This window comes from Corynebacterium epidermidicanis (assembly GCF_001021025.1).
Lineage (GTDB): Bacteria > Actinomycetota > Actinomycetes > Mycobacteriales > Mycobacteriaceae > Corynebacterium > Corynebacterium epidermidicanis.
The window spans coordinates 1,087,410-1,103,078 of the sequence record NZ_CP011541.1; the positions used below are offsets into that span (position 1 = coordinate 1,087,410).

Here is a 15,669-nt window from a genome sequence, read left to right on the forward strand (position 1 = left end):
CTGGGCCAACGTGACCGACAATGTTGAACTGCGCCGAACTTGGGACCGCCTCGCCGAAGAGATTCGCTACCACCGCGATCGCTATTACAACGAAACCCCTGAGATTTCCGATGCCGAATTCGATGCCCTGTTCCAGAAGTTAGTAAAGCTCGAAGAAGATCACCCCGAGCTCGCCGTGCCAGATTCGCCCACAATGCAAGTCGGGGCTCCCGTAGCTGCCGAGTCGAGCTTCGCCAACGTCGAACATCTCGAACGCATGATGAGCCTCGACAACGTCTTTGACCTCGACGAATTGCGCAGCTGGCTCAACCGAACCCCCGCCGAACGCTACCTCACCGAGCTCAAAATCGATGGGCTATCCATCGACCTGATCTATCGAAACGGCCAGCTTGAGCGCGCCGCCACGCGCGGTGACGGTCGCGTTGGCGAGGATGTGACCGAAAACGCCAAGGTGATCGAAGACATCCCGCACCAGATCACCGGCACCGATGAATACCCCGTCCCGGAGCTCCTCGAAGTGCGCGGCGAAGTGTTCATCGCAGTTGAAGACTTTTCCGCAGTAAACGAACAACGCCAACTCGACGGCGGAAAACCGTTCGCCAACCCACGTAACGCCGCCGCCGGCTCATTACGGCAAAAGAACACTGCCGACGTGAGGAAACGAAAACTGCGCATGATCTGCCACGGCCTGGGCGCACTGGAAGGATTCACACCGGCCTCGCAGTACGATGCCTACCGTGCGCTCAAAGCGTGGGGCCTGCCCACCTCGGCATACACCGAAGCCGTCACCACGGCCGAAGAAGTGGTGGCTAAGGTGGAGTACTGGGCAGATCATCGCCACGACGCCCTCCATGAGATGGACGGGCTCGTCATCAAGGTGGACGATCGCGCCTCCCAGCGCGCCCTCGGAGCCACGGCCCGGGCCCCGCGCTGGGCCATCGCCTACAAGTACCCGCCCGAGGAAGTCACCACCAAACTGCTCGACATCCAAGTTGGTGTCGGCCGCACCGGCCGCGTAACCCCCTTCGCGGTGATGGAGCCCGTATTCGTCGCAGGTTCCACGGTGTCGATGGCCACCCTGCACAACCCCAGCGAAGTCAAACGCAAGGGCGTGCTCATCGGAGATACAGTGGTTATCCGAAAAGCAGGGGAGATCATCCCAGAGGTGTTGGGGCCGGTCGTCGAAAAGCGCGATGGCACCGAGCGGGAATATCACTTCCCGGAGCACTGCCCGGAATGTGGCGCGACGTTGGCGCCCAGCAAGGAAGGCGACGCTGACTGGCGATGCCCGAACACGCGGTCCTGCCCGGGCCAGCTTGGGGCGCGACTGACCTATTTGGCAGGTCGTGGCGCGTTTGATATCGAAGCGCTCGGCGAAAAGGGCGCACACGACCTCATTCGCAGCGGGGTCCTCGCCGACGAGGCCGGGCTCTTCGACCTCACCGAGGACGACCTCACACGCACCAGCGTCTACACCACCAAAGCCGGGGCCGTCAATGCCTCGGGGAAGAAGCTGCTGAGCAACCTGGCACAGGCCAAAAACACAGCACTGTGGCGGGTGCTGGTCGCGCTTTCGATCCGGCATGTCGGACCCACCGCTGCGCGAGCCTTAGCGACGCGCTATCGCTCCATTGACGCGGCGCGCGCGGCTAGCGTGGCGGAGATCGCAGAAACCGAAGGCGTTGGTGAAATCATCGCCGCGAGCTTCAAAGAATGGTTTGAGGTGGATTGGCATCGAGAGATCGTCGATCGCTGGGCCGCCGCAGGCGTGACGATGGCCGAAGACACCACTGATCTTCCGGAACAGTCCTTAGCTGGGCTGACCATCGTGGTCACGGGCACGCTGGAAAACTACTCCCGGGACTCCGCGAAGGAAGCCATCGTGACGCGCGGTGGCAAAGCAGCCGGGTCGGTGTCCACGAAGACCGACTATGTGGTCGTTGGCGAAAACGCCGGATCTAAGGAAACCAAGGCCCGCGAGCTGGGGGTTCCGATTCTCAACGAGGCCGAGTTCACACAACTACTGGAGCATGGACCCAACGATCGTACAGAGTGACCCGATGTGCTCGACTTCGCTAGCTAAGAAGTCGGGCCCACCCGGCCGGCCGATCACCAGCAACAATCCGGTCTTGCCAATTGGGGCGATGCACAGCGAAGCATCCAGCAAAGTCCACCGCTCGGGAATCCAGGACTCTGTATCTGGTTGCAAGATACGCGCAGCGTCGATGTCCACATGAGCAGGGGCGCTGCCGTCGTCCTCGGGAGCGGCACTGGAAGCCGCGACTCGGCGCATTACGTCGTCGTTACGCAGCACAATCGCCCAGCCGGAGGTCATCGACTGGGGCAGAGTATCGACGAGCCTTTGCATCGCCTTCGCGTGGCTGGTGCGCTCCTCGGCCACTGCCGCCAACAAGATGATCTGACCCCGGCGGTCCACCCGGCCTGAGAAGGGGCGAATCGAGTCGATATCGACACCCGGCAGTTGCAGGGCCGCCGAAAAGATCGTGTCTGGTAGCACTCCTGGCGGCAGGGTTACCACGATGTCATCGGTTACCGTGCCGTCAAGCGACTGCTCGACGGCATCTACAGACTCAATGTTGACCCCCACCGAACCGAAGGCAGCGGCCAACTTACCGAGGCTACCTGGGGTATCAGGGAGAACTACACGGACCAAAAATGACATGATCGTGGCTCACCTACTCTTTCGTCGCTGTGCAGTTTCGCTCAAGCACTTAACATCTTTAACGTCTGTCACAGCCCTAAAGTTCCCGGGTGCGGATCTCGATTGGACCAGTCACCGTGAAAGTGAAGGTCTTTTCGTTCCGGGCAAACGTGGGGAAGTGCGCTCCTGCGATGTCAACGCGGATGCGGTGACCAGGCAGAAAAGTATGCGCGGTGGGTAGTAGGGCGACGGTGATCTCACCAGCCAGTTGGGCGTCGGAAAGCCGGATGATTCCTTCGGTGATATTCAAAAATGTCCCATCGGGGGCTACATCGCGCAGGACCACTGCGCAGTCGATGCTCTCGTCCTCCGTGGAGACCGGGAAGACCACGTCCACGGAGCCCACAAGTGAGGCCGGAGCGGTCAACGGCTCACCGGTGGCGACAACCACCTCCGGCAGGGCCTCGACCTCACGTTGATCCATCGGCCCCATGGGAGATACCGGCTGGAATCAGCAACTATGCCCACCGGCAGCCGGCACTGGATGGGTGGGGAAGTGCAGCGCCTGCGAGGATTCGTCCACGGTCACCGCAAGTGTTGCCGGGGTAGCATCAGCTGGTGGCCACTGCGAAGCCTCGTGCCAGCGACAATCGCCCATAGTGAAGTAGCGCAGGCGCGGGCCAGGCTCGTTTCTGGACAGGAAATCGATCACCTCTTGTTGAAAAGAAAACTCCGCCGAGGGGCCACAGTCGACACCGTTGAGCTGGCGCTGCCACAGATTGTGACTCCACGGCCCGAGTAGCAACTCGGCGTCGAGACCAGCTTGCCGGGCCAGTTGGAAGCCCTCCGCGGCGCCGCCGACAAAGACGTCGTACCAACCGCCGACGAATAGCACCCGCACTTCAGGGGCAATATCTCGAAGCCGGGGCGCAAAGACAACTCATCCTAATAGGCGGAGCGTTCCGGATTATTCAGCCAAGTATGGAGGTACGGCTCGTTTGCCACTTAAGGAGCTGACTCGAGCGGCAAGTGCGAAAAGATTTCCGACATCTGCGCATAAGCGGACTCAGGGATAGCTCCTACGCTTTTTACCAGCCAGCTTTCCTCAAAGGCCAGCGCGAACACGCCGCCGGGCTAGAACCAACCGTCGTAGTAGTCAACTGGGGTTTCCGCAGCGATGACCGCGGTCAAACCGCGTGGGCGTCGCACAGCGGCCTGCAACGCGGCAGTCGCCGTATAGGAAGTGCCATACAACGGCACCTCGCCAGTGCTTTCGGGAAGATTAGCAGCTCATTCAACCGCCTCAACCCCATCAGCACCCTCATTAACGAACGGCTCCCACACGCCATCCGAGGCATTCCGGCCACGCACAACCTGCGCGATAAACAAGAAACCAGCCTTGCTGAAAATCTCGCCGACCGCGGGGTACCAATCCTTGTTGTAAGGAGCACGCTGCAGAATCACCGGTGCCGGGAGCTGGTCAGGAAGATATATATCCGCCCGCAGCAACACACCATCACTTAACACCTGTTCGACATTCTTTCGGATTTCCCTAGCTTGAAATTCGGCCAGATCACAAGAGGTAATACCTAGCGATTGCCAGAATCTGCCTGGCATTCGTGGGAAAGTGCCGGTTTCTGCCGGGCTGGCCAAGTTTGCTGGGGTGGTTGGGCTAAGCTTGCTGTGCAACGCTGTACGGTAAGAATAGTGATAAAAACTAGCTGTTTTCACACCGAAGAACGCCAAAACCGGAAATGGAGTAACTGAAGGTGCCTGAGATTTCTCGCGAAGAAGTCGCTCACTTGGCCAAGCTCTCTCGCCTCGCGCTCAACGAGGAGGAACTGGACCAGTTCGCTACCCAAATCGACGACATCATTGCCTCAGTCAGCGCCGTCGGCAAAGTCGACGCTGCCGGCGTGAAGCCGATGAGCCACCCGCATGACATCGAGACGACGATGCGTGCCGACGTCGTGGAGCCGACGCTTACCGCAGCCCAGGCACTGGACCAAGCTCCAGAAGTTGCCGAACAACGTTTTGTCGTGCCACAAATCCTCGGGGAGTAGAAAACCATGAACAAATACCTAGTTGGCGCGCCGGGATCCTCTGAGCTCACCGGAATGACCGCCGCGGCCCTGGCTGAAAAGATCCATGCCCGGGAAGTTTCCGCAGTCGAGGTCACCCAGGCCCACCTGGACCGCATCACCGAAATCGACGGCGAGATTCACGCGTTCTTGCACGTCGGTGCTGAGGAAGCGCTCGCAGCCGCGCGGGAAGTCGATGAGTCGCTGGATGGCGGGGCAGACCCGGCGTCCGCGCTTGCTGGCGTACCCCTGGCCCTCAAGGACGTGCTCACAACCACGGACGCCCCAACTACGGCCGCCTCAAAAATTCTGGAAGGCTACCTTAGCCCTTATGACGCAACGGTCACACGCAAGCTGCGTGAGGCTGGTATCCCAATCTTGGGCAAGACCAACATGGACGAATTTGCCATGGGTTCTTCCACGGAGAACTCAGCCTTCGGCCCAACCCACAATCCATGGGATCTCGAGCGCACCCCAGGTGGCTCCGGGGGTGGATCTTCGGCTGCGTTGGCTTCGGGAGAGGCTCCGCTAGCTATTGGCACCGATACCGGTGGCTCGATCCGTCAGCCGGCCGCGCTGACCAACACGGTGGGCGTGAAGCCTACTTACGGCACCGTTTCGCGCTACGGTTTGATCGCCTGTGCATCTTCCCTGGACCAGGTGGGTCCTACCGCACGAACCGTGCTGGACACCGCCCTCCTGCATGAAGTGATTGCCGGTCACGACAAATTTGACGCCACATCGGTGGATCGCCCGGTCGCGCCCGTCGTGCAAGCTGCCCGCGAAGGGGCAAACGGTGACCTGTCGGGTGTGAAGGTCGGTGTGGTGAAGCAGTTTGACCGCGAAGGCTGGCAGCCTGGTGTGCTCGAACAATTCCATGCGGCCGTTGCCCAGCTCCAGGAGCAGGGCGCCGAGGTGATCGAGGTCGATTGCCCCCATTTCGACGACGCGTTGGCCGCCTACTACCTGATTCTGCCGTGTGAGGTGTCCTCCAACCTCGCACGTTTCGACGGCATGCGCTACGGACTGCGCGTCGGTGACGACGGCACCCGCTCTGCCGACGAAGTCATGGCCATGACCCGCGCAGCGGGCTTCGGCCCGGAGGTGAAGCGCCGCATCATGCTGGGCACCTATGCGTTGTCCGTCGGCTACTACGACGCCTACTACCTGCAAGCCCAGCGCGTGCGTACCTTGATCGCGCAGGACTTCGCCGCGGCATACGAGAAGTGTGACGTGCTGGTCTCGCCGACGACCCCAACCACTGCATTCAAGCTGGGGGAGAAGGTTTCGGATCCAATGGCGATGTACAACTTTGACCTGTGCACCCTGCCGTTGAACTTGGCAGGCCTGTGTGGCATGTCGCTGCCAGCTGGTTTGGCAGCGGATACGCAGCTGCCAACCGGCCTGCAGATCATGGCGCCAGCGTTCCAGGACGATCGCCTGTACCGCGTGGGCGCAGCATTTGAGGCTGGACGCGCGTAGTTTTGGCACTTAACGAAAATCGCTGCATTTATGCAGCTCAGGGGCCGGTGGCTTTACACTGGCCCCATGAGTATTTCTACCAAGGCGCTGCAAAAGACTGGGCCCAACGAACCATTCCAGATCGCCACCATTGAGCGTCGAGACCCGCGTGCCGACGATGTCGTCATCGATATCATGGCCGCGGGTATTTGCCATTCCGACATCCACACGATCCGCAACGAATGGGGACAGGCGCATTTTCCCTTGACGGTCGGGCACGAGATCGCCGGTGTAGTGTCCGCAGTGGGAGAAAACGTCACCAAATGGCAGGTCGGCGACCGCGTCGGTGTTGGCTGCTTGGTGAACTCTTGCCAAGAATGTGAGGAGTGCCGTGCCGGCTTCGAGAACAACTGCCTGAACGGCGCGGTGGGCACCTATAACTCCACGGACATCGACGGAACGATTACCCAAGGCGGGTATGCCCAGAAGATTGTCGTAAATGAGAACTTTGTGTGCCGGATCCCGGACTCGCTCGATTTTGATGAAGCGGCCCCACTGCTGTGCGCCGGAATCACCACCTACTCGCCACTGGCGACGTGGAAAGTTTCGCCAGGCCAGAAAGTTGCCGTGCTCGGATTGGGTGGCTTGGGGCACATGGGAGTCCAAATCGCAGTGGCCCGTGGGGCGGAAGTCACGGTGCTGAGCCGTTCGTTGAAGAAGGCAGCAGTGGCACAAAGTCTGGGCGCGACGCGCACCCTGGCCACCACCGAAGAGGGATTCTTCGAAAACCACCGCGGCGAGTTCGACTTCATCCTCAACACCATCAGCGCAGATATCGACCTTTCGGGATATCTGCGGTTGCTCAAGCCTCGAGGTGTCATGGCGGTGGTCGGCTTGCCACCTGAGGCACAGGCCTTGAAGTTCAACGCGCTTATCAACGGCCGAAAAGTGCTCACTGGTTCTAACATCGGTGGCATTGCCGAGACCCAGGAGATGTTGGATTTCTGCGCTGAGCACGGCTTTGGGGCGCGGATCGAGAAGATCGGTGTCGATGAAGTCGATGCTGCTTATGATCGCGTGGTCGCTGGGGATGTGCAGTTTAGGTTTGTCATCGACACCTCAACGTTTCCTGCAGAATAGCCCCTGTTATAGTTTGACAATGTAATTCATTTTCGTGGTGGGGTAGGATTCTCTGCCTCGCTCAGGGGCGACCCTGACCTCAATGAAGAGGAATTCATTGGCAACCGGGAAACAATTCCTTCGTTCTAGCCCGCTGGTACTTTGGGCAATTCTCGTAGGTCTCTTAGCCTTCGGTATCGTATCCTGGGTGTACTCGCTGACAATTGGGGCCGTATCTTTCGATTATGCCGCGGTGTGGTCGGCCGTCTTTGGTACCGGAAATCCGGATCCGTCGATAGCCAATGTGGTGTGGCAGTTGCGGGCGCCGCGTGGACTTCTGGCGATGGTGGCGGGCGCTGGCCTGGCGACGGCCGGTGTGGTGATGCAGACCCTGGTGCGAAACCCGCTGGCAGACCCCTACCTACTCGGGGTCTCCTCGGGAGCGAGCGTGGGTGCAACTGCCGTGTTGACCACAAGTTTCTTGAGCAGTTTCGGCCTGGTGGCACTCACTTCGGGGGCTTTGCTCGGCGCGGTGCTGGGCTCGGCGATCGTCTACGGCGTGACCATTCTGCAAGGCGGACTCTCTCCATTGCGGCTGGTTTTGTCTGGAGTGGTACTTTCCTCCGCCTTTTCCGCGGTCGCCAGCTTTTTGGTATTTAAGGCGCCTGACCCCCGGGCAGCCCAAAGCGTGATGTTTTGGATGCTCGGATCGGTGGCTGGGGCGCAGTGGAACAAGATTTACTTACCAGCACTTTTCGTTGTGGTTTCCATTTTGGTGGTACTGGTTTTGGCTCCCCAGCTTGATGCGCTCGCCACCGGCCCAGACACCGCGGCTGCGCTGGGGGTGCGCGTGCCCGCACTGATGAAATTGCTCTTCGTGCTACAAGCCGGTCTCGTCGGTGTGCTCGTGGCAGTGGTCGGTGGCATCGGGTTTGTAGGGCTAGTAATCCCGCACCTTGCGCGGCTGATCGTGGGCAGTAGCCATCGACGCGTTGTCCTCGTCGCGCCGTTGTTGGGTGCAGTGTTTTTGCTGTGGGTGGACATCATCGCGCGGGTGGCGGCCGTCCCGCAGGAGATCCCGCTCGGGGTCGTCACGGGTATTGTCGGCGCCCCAATTTTCTTGATGCTTATGGGGCGCAACACGTACCAATTTGGAGGTGAACGGTGAGCCCGGCCCTCAGCGTGAAAAACTTAAGCTGCGGCATTGGACGCACCACTATCCTGCGCGACATCACCTTCGCGCTAGAACCTGGCCAGAGCTGCGCGATAGTTGGTGTTAATGGCGTCGGAAAGTCGACCCTGTTGCGCGCGCTCGCCGGTCTCCGAGAGCCTCTTTCTGGCCAAGTGCTTATCGATGGCACCGACGTGCGTTCCCTCGCGCCGAAGCAGCGTGCACGCCTTGTGTCTTACGTGGGACAGGAGGAGCAACTTTCACCTGATATGAGGGTGGGGGAGGCACTGGCCTTGGGTCGATTGCCCTATGCGAAACCTTGGGAATTACATACCCGATCGTCACGCGTGCTCGTGCGCTCCGCACTGGAACAGGTCGGCTTGCCCGGCGTGCACGATCGTAACGTTAGTGACCTTTCCGGTGGGCAACGCCGCCTCGCGCTCCTAGCCCGAGCCTTGGTGCAAGACACCCCGGTGATCATCTTGGACGAGCCAACCAATCATCTCGATGTCAACCACCAACACATGCTCTTGGATGTGGTGCTCGGGGCGAACAAGACGGTCGTGGCAACCATGCACGACCTCGATTTGGCACTCGCACGTTTTGATCACGTGGTGCTTTTGGCCAACGGTGGCATTGTGGCCACTGGTGCCGGGCGGGAAGTGCTCACAGCGGCACGGCTGACGCAGTACTTCGGAGTACATGGGGTTGTGGTCACCCCGCCGGATTGTCAGCATCCGCATCTTGTCATTGATTCCGTAAAGTGAGAGAAGAGAATGAAGAAGTTTTCAGCCTTGTTGGCCGTTGTGTGTCTGACCTTGACGGGGTGTGGGGCCAAGGGGGCGTCGAAAAGCGCTGAGAGTGCCGTCGGGGTGGCAGTGGATAATTGCGGGGAGAATAAGACTTTGCCCCGCACAAATAAGCTGTGGGCTTATGACGGCAGCATCATCGCAATCTCGTTGGCAGCCGGGGCGCGCGACAATCTGCAGTATGTCAGTGGAATTGCTCGAGACAGGGACGTCTTGGAGAGCAAGTACGGCTCGCTTGATTCGATCGAAGAGGCTACCACGCAGGCACCCAGCCTCGAGGAATTGGTTGCTCGAAAGCCGGATGTTTACTTCGCCGGATGGGGCTACGGCCTTGGCGAGGCATCGGGTGTGACGCCGGATGTGTTGGCGAAGCACGGGATCGATACGTATTTGCTGAGCGAAACGTGCAAGCAGGCCAATGGCAATCGCGGGGTTTTTGATCCCTGGGAGGCGGCCAATACCGATATTCGCAATATCGCGGCTATAGCGGGTGACTCGGCGACCGCAGAGGAAACCATAGCCGACATCGATCGCAGGCGGGCTGCGTTGGAAAGCGCACCCAAAGTAGCGCAGGCTCCCAAGGTGTTCCTGTTTGACTCAGCGAAAGACACTATTTTTACGTCGGGGAAGTTCGGCGGGCCACAAGCCATCTTTGAATCGGCGGGGGTGGGAAGCGCGACCGCGGACATCGCGGATACCTGGACTGCTGTGAGCTGGGAAAAGCTCGCTGCAGCTGCACCGGATGCTATTGCTTTTGTGGACTATCCGGGGCAAGATTTTTCAACCAAGGTGGAGCTGCTCAAGAATAACCCGGCCACAAAGGACCTAGTGGCGGTGCAAGAAAACCGGTTCATCAACTTGCCCTATGCGATGTGGACGTCGGGACCATTGAACGTCGATGCTGCGGAGCATGTCCGCGCGAACATGGAGGGGTTTGGCTTCTTACCGAAGTCCGACATCGCCCCGCAGCTCACCCTCCCCGCCACGCTGGCGGGGCAGGAGTATGGCGTTAGCGGGCGTCGTTAAGGGCGTAGGCGGCGCCAGCCGCGGTCGTCGTTACGGCAATAACAGCTGGCCATGCACCAATTTTCTTAGCTAGCGGGTGGGAGGCACCGAATGCTGCAAGGTATCCGGCGGTCAGCCCTACGCAGGTAGCGACGCCGGACTTTGCGTACCAGGAGCGCCCCGCCCATGCGCCGGCGGCCGCCAATACGACACCACCCAGTGGTCGAATTCCAGTTTCGCGGGCAGTGATCCAGCCGCCGATCAATCCCGTGGCTACTACAGCCGCCGTGTTTACATTTTCCGGTTTCTTCACATCAGACATACCAGCAGCATACTCGCGGTCGGCAATGCGGGTATCCTTTCCCGGGTGAATCAAACTTATTCGCTGTCTCAAGCGTGGAAGGCGCTCGCTGCCCTGTGCACCGGCTTCTTCATGATCCTGCTAGATCAAACGATTGTGGCGGTAGCAACCCCGCAGTTTCAAAGGGAACTTGACGCGAGCCTCAACTCAGTGGTCTGGGTGACCTCGATATACCTCCTCGCCTACGCGGTACCCTTGCTGGTAACGGGGCGCTTGGGCGACCGATTCGGGCAAAAGCGTATGTATCTCGCTGGCATGACGGTATTTACGTTGAGCTCGCTGGCATGTGGTTTGGCACCCAGCGTCTGGTGGCTGATTGTTGCCCGAGCCGTGCAAGGGCTCGGCGCATCTATGCTCACTCCGCAGACGATGAGCATCATCAACCGGATTTTCCCACGCGATAAGCGTGGCGCCGCGATGGGAATTTGGGGATCGGTAGCGGGTCTGGCATCGCTGGCAGGGCCCATCCTCGGCGGAATTATTGTGGCGAATTGGGGTTGGTCGTGGATCTTTTATATCAATGTCCCAGTGGGTGTGTTGTGCCTGATCTTAGTGTGGCTGTGGGTGCCGGATGTTCACTCTACGGCTTCCGGGATTGACTTCCTCAGTGTGCTCACCTCGGTCGTCGCTGTCTTCGCGGTGGTCTTTGCACTGCAAGAGGGCCCGGGTCAGCAGTGGTCGTGGTGGATTTGGCTGCTTTTTGCCCTAGGGCTTGGGGTGTTCGGGGTCTTCCTCGCTCTGCAGCGTAGCGCGACGCGACGCGGGCGCAGTCCGTTGGTGCCCCTCGAACTGTTTGGCAACCGAAATTTCTCCCTCGGGGCGTTCTCGATCTTCACCATGGGGTTCGCGGTGGCCGGTACGATGCTGCCCATCATGATGTACTTGCAGCAAGGTCGCGGGTTGAGCTCAGAGGCAGCTGGCGTGATGATGGTCCCGATGGCAGTGATATCCGGCGTGTTGGCTCCCTTCGCCGGCCGGCTGGCGGATCGACTCCACCCGCGGGTACTTTCCATGGTTGGTTTCGGTTGGATGACGCTCGCGATGGTGGCCATGGTCGCGATCATGCGGGAGAGTGTGCCGGTGCAGTGGGTCTTTCTTGGCAGCGCTTTGCTCGGCCTGGGCAACGCCTTCGTGTGGTCGCCAAATGCCAGCACCACGATGCGTGACCTGGAAGTCCATCTCCTGGGGGCAGCGTCCGGGGTGTACAACACCGCCCGGCAAGTCGGCGCTGTGGTGGGCTCGGCCGCCATCGGCGCGGCGATGCAGATTGCGGTGCAGCACACTTCGGTGGCCAATGCGATGGGCTGGGCGATGAGCGTTCCGGCAGTCGTTTTGCTTACAGGATTTGTGGCGGTGTCCCGCTTTGAAGACCGACGCCACGCTTAGCGACGCCCAGCTGGTCCAAGCGCTCCGGGCGAACCCCACCGGCACCTACCAGAACTAGCTGATGTGTTGGGGGTAAGTGAGAAGGTAGTATCCAGGCGCTACCGGGCCTTACGCGACAATAGCTTGCTGCGGGTTTATGCCCGCACCTCGGCGCAGTTTGGTGGAGCGATCCCCTGGATGGTTCGGGTCAGTTCCGACACGGTATTTCTCACCCATTTGGCAACGAGGATCCGCACAATCCCTTGCACGAGGTGGGTGCGCATCACCGCGAACTTTAGCGAGGTTGTCTTCGGAATGGTCACTGCTTCCATTCAAGAGGAAGCACTGCTGCGCACAATTTCGGATGATAGCCGGGTCAGCAAAGTTGATATCATCCCGATTTTGGAGATTTTTACGTCGACAAGCCTGCCCACGCGCAATGCGGAAAGCGCACCCGTGGAACTGAAAAAAGTCGACCACGGCATCATCGCCGCGCTGAACGACGACGGTCGCATCCCCAATCACGAGTTGTCCGCGAGGTTAGGCGTCGATCCAACCACGGTGGCGCGACGCCGAAAGCGCCTGCTGGAAGAAAAGATTATCTACTATGACCTGGATGCTTCTTCCGCACTGTTGGGTTCGCCGGTTGATCTGATGCTGTGGCTCAAGGTTCGTCCGGGGCATATCCGGTCTCTGGGGCAACGGTTGGCTGAGCATCCGATGTGTTTGTTTGTTGCAGCCACTGGCGGGACGTATCAATTGGTCTGCAATGTCAATGTTGCTACCTCCGCGGCGGCACTGGCGTTCATCGACGAGTACTTAAGCGAGTGACCTGGAGATTATGCAGCTAGGAGCGGTGTACAAGCGAGCAGGAAGGTGACCCCTGCTTGTTCAGCCTGACAGGGTAGAGATAGCTAGACTAGAAAACATGCGTATTGCGACTCTAACTTCTGGTGGCGACTGCCCAGGCCTCAACGCGGTGATCCGCGGCATCGTTCGAACTGCATCCTCCGAATTTGGTTCCACTGTGGTGGGCTACGAGGATGGCTGGGTCGGTTTGATGGAAGACCGCCGAGTGCAGCTTTACGACGACGCCGACATCGACAAGATTTTGTTGCGCGGTGGCACCATCCTCGGTACCGGTCGTCTCCACCCGGACAAATTCAAGGCGGGACTGGATACGATCAAGGCAAACCTTGCCGACGCTGGGGTGGATGCGCTGATCCCGATCGGTGGCGAAGGAACACTCAAAGGCGCGAAGTGGCTCGCCGATAATGGCATTCCAGTTATCGGGGTACCCAAGACCATCGACAACGATGTCAATGGCACCGACTTTACTTTCGGGTTTGATACGGCGGTGGCGGTTGCTACCGACGCGATTGACCGCCTGCACACCACCGCAGAATCACATAACCGAGTCATGATCGTCGAAGTGATGGGACGCCACGTGGGTTGGATCGCCTTGCACGCTGGCATGGCTGGCGGCGCGCACTACACCGTCATCCCAGAGGTACCTTTCGATATCAACGAGGTAACCAAGGCGATGGAGCGTCGATTCCAAATGGGCGAAAAGTACGGCATCATCGTCGTGGCTGAGGGTGCGCTGCCTAAGGAGGGAACCATGGATTTCCAAGAAGGCGAAGAAGACCAGTTCGGGCACAAGACCTTCAATGGCATCGGCCAGGTCATCGCCGATGAGATTCACAAGCGTCTCGGGCACGACGTGCGCACTACGGTTCTTGGCCATATCCAGCGCGGCGGCACCCCAACCGCGTTCGACCGCGTCCTGGCTACTCGTTATGGTGTCCAAGCTGCGCGTGCCGCCCACCGGGGCGACTTCGGCAAGTGCGTGGCGTTGCACGGTGAACACATCGAGCTCATTGACCTCCAGGAAGCCGTCGGCACGCTCAAGCGGGTGCCCGAGAAGCGCTACTACACGGCTCAGGCATTGTTTGGGTAGTAGCTATTTGGGTGCGCTCGGCACCGGGTAGGCTCACCCAAGCGCACCCTTGAGGCTGCGAACTTAGTAGACTAAGTAACCATGACTGACCTCATGGATTACGACGAAGTTCTCAGCAAGTTTGACCCAGTGATGGGCATGGAAGTGCACGTAGAGCTGGCAACTGAAACCAAAATGTTTTCTGCTAGCTCCGCACACTTTGGCGCCGAGCCAAATAGCAACGTCGATCCAGTGAGCCTCGGGCTTCCGGGCGCGCTGCCGGTAGTTAATGCCAAGGGCGTGGAGTGGGCTATCAAGATCGGTCTGGCGCTCAATTGCACCATCGCCGAGTCTTCGCGTTTTGCACGCAAGAACTACTTTTACCCGGATCAGCCGAAGAATTACCAGATCTCGCAATACGATGAGCCCATCGCTTACGACGGCTACCTGGACGTAGTCCTCGACGACGGGGAGACCTGGCGGGTGGAAATTGAACGCGCCCACATGGAAGAAGACACCGCAAAGCTGACCCACCTCGGCGGCGCGGATGGTCGCATTTCCGGTGCGACCTCGTCGTTGGTGGATGCCAACCGCGCTGGTGTGCCGCTGATCGAGATCGTCACCAAGCCGATCGAGGGTGCGGGGGAGCGCGCTCCTGAGGTCGCGCGTGCTTATGTCACCGCACTCCGCGAGCTGGTCAAGGCGCTGGGCGTGTCCGACGCCCGCATGGACCAAGGATCGATGCGCGTGGACTCCAACCTTTCACTGCGTCCTATTGGGACCAAGGAATTCGGCACCCGTACCGAGACCAAAAACATCAACTCGTTGAAGTCGGTAGAACAGGCAGTGCGTTATGAAATGATGCGCCAGGCCGCGGCTATCGAAAATGGCGAAGAGATCGTGCAGGAAACCCGGCACTACCAGGAGGCTGACGGATCTACCTCCAAGGGACGTCCGAAAGAAACTGCCGAGGACTACCGCTACTTCAATGACCCGGATTTACCACCGGTGATCGCACCTCGCGAGTGGGTCGAGGAAATCCGAGCCACTCTGCCGGAACTGCCGTGGATCCGCAAGGCGCGGATCCAGAAGGAATGGGGCCTGAAGGACGCCGAGATGCGCGATCTGGTCAACGCGGGCGCGCTCGAATTGATCATCGAAACCACCGAAGCTGGGGCGACTCCTGACGAAGCCCGCTCCTGGTGGGTCTCCTACCTCGCCCAAAAGGCCAAGGAACATGGGGTTGAACTGGACGCACTGGCGATCACCCCAGCTCAGGTTGCTCGAGTCGCAGCCCTCATTAAGGAAGGCAAACTCACCAACAAGCTCGGTCGCCAGGCTGTCGACGGCGTGCTTGCGGGTGAAGGTGACGTGGATGATGTCGTCGCAAAGCGGGGCCTGGAAGTCATGCAGGATGACGGCGCGGTAGCAAAGGCCGTCGATGAAGCTTTGGCTGCAAACCCTGATGTTGTGGAGAAGATCAAGGGTGGCAATATGAAGGCGGCAGGTGCCATCGTCGGTGCTGTGATGAAGGCGACGCGTGGCAAGGCTGACCCGGCGACGGTCAACAAGTTGATTGCGGAGAAGTGCCGCTAATTTAGGCTGGTTAAACGCCGCTCCTAGAAACGGGGGCGGCGTTTCGCTTTGTCTTTAAGAGGTTCGGACGCGCTACAATCACTGTTATTCTTGTGACACA

16 protein-coding genes and 1 pseudogene are annotated in these 15,669 nt (G+C 59.6%); 11 read left to right on the top strand and 6 right to left on the bottom strand.

The window, feature by feature from the left end; all coding sequences use genetic code 11:
• The first annotated feature begins 10 nt into the window (after positions 1-10).
• Entirely contained in the window at positions 11-2,056 is a 2,046-nt protein-coding gene (gene ligA / locus CEPID_RS05085; RefSeq protein ID WP_047241367.1) for an NAD-dependent DNA ligase LigA, read from the top strand.
• On the opposite strand, the gene CEPID_RS05090 is transcribed toward ligA, so the two are convergent.
• The 4 genes and pseudogenes from CEPID_RS05090 to CEPID_RS13560 all read right to left on the bottom strand — a co-directional run bounded on the left by CEPID_RS05090 (position 2,021) and on the right by CEPID_RS13560 (position 4,279).
• The gene (locus CEPID_RS05090; RefSeq protein WP_047240038.1) at positions 2,021-2,683 is read right to left on the bottom strand and encodes an ACT domain-containing protein; all 663 of its coding nucleotides are present in this window, start codon (positions 2,681-2,683) and stop codon (positions 2,021-2,023) included. The genes ligA and CEPID_RS05090 overlap by 36 nt on opposite strands.
• A 76-nt stretch (positions 2,684-2,759) precedes the next feature.
• Positions 2,760-3,146, bottom strand: coding sequence for a CocE/NonD family hydrolase (locus tag CEPID_RS05095; protein ID WP_047240039.1), 387 nt, complete (start codon positions 3,144-3,146; stop codon positions 2,760-2,762).
• Positions 3,147-3,173: 27 nt separating this feature from the next.
• Complete coding sequence (locus CEPID_RS05100) at positions 3,174-3,563, bottom strand: hydrolase CocE/NonD family protein (protein WP_047240040.1); 390 nt, start codon at positions 3,561-3,563, stop codon at positions 3,174-3,176.
• 233 nt (positions 3,564-3,796) lie between these two features.
• Positions 3,797-4,279, bottom strand: a pseudogene (locus CEPID_RS13560) (CocE/NonD family hydrolase).
• Positions 4,280-4,431: 152 nt separating this feature from the next.
• Between CEPID_RS13560 and gatC the strand changes: the two are divergent.
• From gatC to CEPID_RS05135, 6 genes are all read left to right on the top strand, one after another.
• Positions 4,432-4,725, top strand: a complete 294-nt coding sequence (gene gatC / locus CEPID_RS05110; RefSeq protein WP_047240042.1) for an Asp-tRNA(Asn)/Glu-tRNA(Gln) amidotransferase subunit GatC — start codon at positions 4,432-4,434, stop codon at positions 4,723-4,725.
• A gap of 6 nt (positions 4,726-4,731) precedes the next feature.
• Positions 4,732-6,225: an Asp-tRNA(Asn)/Glu-tRNA(Gln) amidotransferase subunit GatA gene (gatA, locus tag CEPID_RS05115; protein WP_047240043.1), complete on the top strand. Its 1,494-nt coding sequence runs from the start codon at positions 4,732-4,734 to the stop codon at positions 6,223-6,225.
• A gap of 66 nt (positions 6,226-6,291) precedes the next feature.
• The gene (locus CEPID_RS05120; protein ID WP_047240044.1) at positions 6,292-7,344 is read left to right on the top strand and encodes an NAD(P)-dependent alcohol dehydrogenase; all 1,053 of its coding nucleotides are present in this window, start codon (positions 6,292-6,294) and stop codon (positions 7,342-7,344) included.
• A gap of 82 nt (positions 7,345-7,426) precedes the next feature.
• Positions 7,427-8,491, top strand: a complete 1,065-nt coding sequence (locus CEPID_RS05125; RefSeq protein WP_083984391.1) for a FecCD family ABC transporter permease — start codon at positions 7,427-7,429, stop codon at positions 8,489-8,491.
• Positions 8,488-9,261 carry an ABC transporter ATP-binding protein gene (locus tag CEPID_RS05130; protein ID WP_047240045.1) on the top strand — a complete coding sequence of 258 codons (774 nt, stop codon included), beginning with the start codon at positions 8,488-8,490 and terminating at the stop codon, positions 9,259-9,261. Before CEPID_RS05125 ends, CEPID_RS05130 begins: the two co-directional genes overlap by 4 nt.
• 9 nt (positions 9,262-9,270) lie before the next feature.
• The gene (locus CEPID_RS05135; protein WP_047240046.1) at positions 9,271-10,329 is read left to right on the top strand and encodes an ABC transporter substrate-binding protein; all 1,059 of its coding nucleotides are present in this window, start codon (positions 9,271-9,273) and stop codon (positions 10,327-10,329) included.
• Here CEPID_RS05135 and CEPID_RS05140 read toward each other — a convergent pair.
• Complete coding sequence (locus CEPID_RS05140) at positions 10,313-10,630, bottom strand: hypothetical protein (protein WP_047241369.1); 318 nt, start codon at positions 10,628-10,630, stop codon at positions 10,313-10,315. The two genes, CEPID_RS05135 and CEPID_RS05140, sit on opposite strands and share 17 nt — an antisense overlap.
• Positions 10,631-10,741: 111 nt before the next feature.
• Here CEPID_RS05140 and CEPID_RS05145 point away from each other — a divergent pair, with 111 nt between their 5' ends.
• The gene (locus tag CEPID_RS05145) at positions 10,742-12,055 is read left to right on the top strand and encodes an MDR family MFS transporter (protein WP_083984497.1); all 1,314 of its coding nucleotides are present in this window, start codon (positions 10,742-10,744) and stop codon (positions 12,053-12,055) included.
• 134 nt (positions 12,056-12,189) lie between these two features.
• Here CEPID_RS05145 and CEPID_RS13295 read toward each other — a convergent pair whose 3' ends face one another.
• Positions 12,190-12,357, bottom strand: a complete 168-nt coding sequence (locus CEPID_RS13295) for a hypothetical protein (RefSeq protein WP_158408025.1) — start codon at positions 12,355-12,357, stop codon at positions 12,190-12,192.
• Between CEPID_RS13295 and CEPID_RS12450 the strand changes: the two genes are divergently transcribed.
• The 3 genes from CEPID_RS12450 to gatB all read left to right on the top strand — a co-directional run bounded on the left by CEPID_RS12450 (position 12,350) and on the right by gatB (position 15,569).
• Positions 12,350-12,865, top strand: a complete 516-nt coding sequence (locus CEPID_RS12450; RefSeq protein WP_052843390.1) for an Lrp/AsnC family transcriptional regulator — start codon at positions 12,350-12,352, stop codon at positions 12,863-12,865. The two genes, CEPID_RS13295 and CEPID_RS12450, sit on opposite strands and share 8 nt — an antisense overlap.
• Before the next feature lie 97 nt (positions 12,866-12,962).
• Positions 12,963-13,994 carry a 6-phosphofructokinase gene (locus CEPID_RS05155; RefSeq protein ID WP_047240047.1) on the top strand — a complete coding sequence of 344 codons (1,032 nt, stop codon included), beginning with the start codon at positions 12,963-12,965 and terminating at the stop codon, positions 13,992-13,994.
• Between the two features lie 81 nt (positions 13,995-14,075).
• Positions 14,076-15,569, top strand: a complete 1,494-nt coding sequence (gene gatB / locus CEPID_RS05160; RefSeq protein WP_047240048.1) for an Asp-tRNA(Asn)/Glu-tRNA(Gln) amidotransferase subunit GatB — start codon at positions 14,076-14,078, stop codon at positions 15,567-15,569.
• Positions 15,570-15,669 lie beyond the last annotated feature (100 nt).

Excerpts from the sequence above, each read along its gene's own strand:
- CEPID_RS05090 (WP_047240038.1), bottom strand. The coding sequence starts at position 2,683 with ATGTCATTTTTGGTCCGTGTAGTTCTCCCTGATACCCCAGGTAGCCTC.
- CEPID_RS05155 (WP_047240047.1), top strand. The coding sequence starts at position 12,963 with ATGCGTATTGCGACTCTAACTTCTGGTGGCGACTGCCCAGGCCTCAAC.
- CEPID_RS05120 (WP_047240044.1), top strand. The coding sequence starts at position 6,292 with ATGAGTATTTCTACCAAGGCGCTGCAAAAGACTGGGCCCAACGAACCA.
- CEPID_RS05125 (WP_083984391.1), top strand. The coding sequence starts at position 7,427 with ATGAAGAGGAATTCATTGGCAACCGGGAAACAATTCCTTCGTTCTAGC.
- CEPID_RS05135 (WP_047240046.1), top strand. The coding sequence starts at position 9,271 with ATGAAGAAGTTTTCAGCCTTGTTGGCCGTTGTGTGTCTGACCTTGACG.
- CEPID_RS12450 (WP_052843390.1), top strand. The coding sequence starts at position 12,350 with ATGGTCACTGCTTCCATTCAAGAGGAAGCACTGCTGCGCACAATTTCG.
- CEPID_RS05140 (WP_047241369.1), bottom strand. The coding sequence starts at position 10,630 with ATGTCTGATGTGAAGAAACCGGAAAATGTAAACACGGCGGCTGTAGTA.
- CEPID_RS05095 (WP_047240039.1), bottom strand. The coding sequence starts at position 3,146 with ATGGATCAACGTGAGGTCGAGGCCCTGCCGGAGGTGGTTGTCGCCACC.
- gatA (WP_047240043.1), top strand. The coding sequence starts at position 4,732 with ATGAACAAATACCTAGTTGGCGCGCCGGGATCCTCTGAGCTCACCGGA.
- CEPID_RS05145 (WP_083984497.1), top strand. The coding sequence starts at position 10,742 with ATGATCCTGCTAGATCAAACGATTGTGGCGGTAGCAACCCCGCAGTTT.
- gatB (WP_047240048.1), top strand. The coding sequence starts at position 14,076 with ATGACTGACCTCATGGATTACGACGAAGTTCTCAGCAAGTTTGACCCA.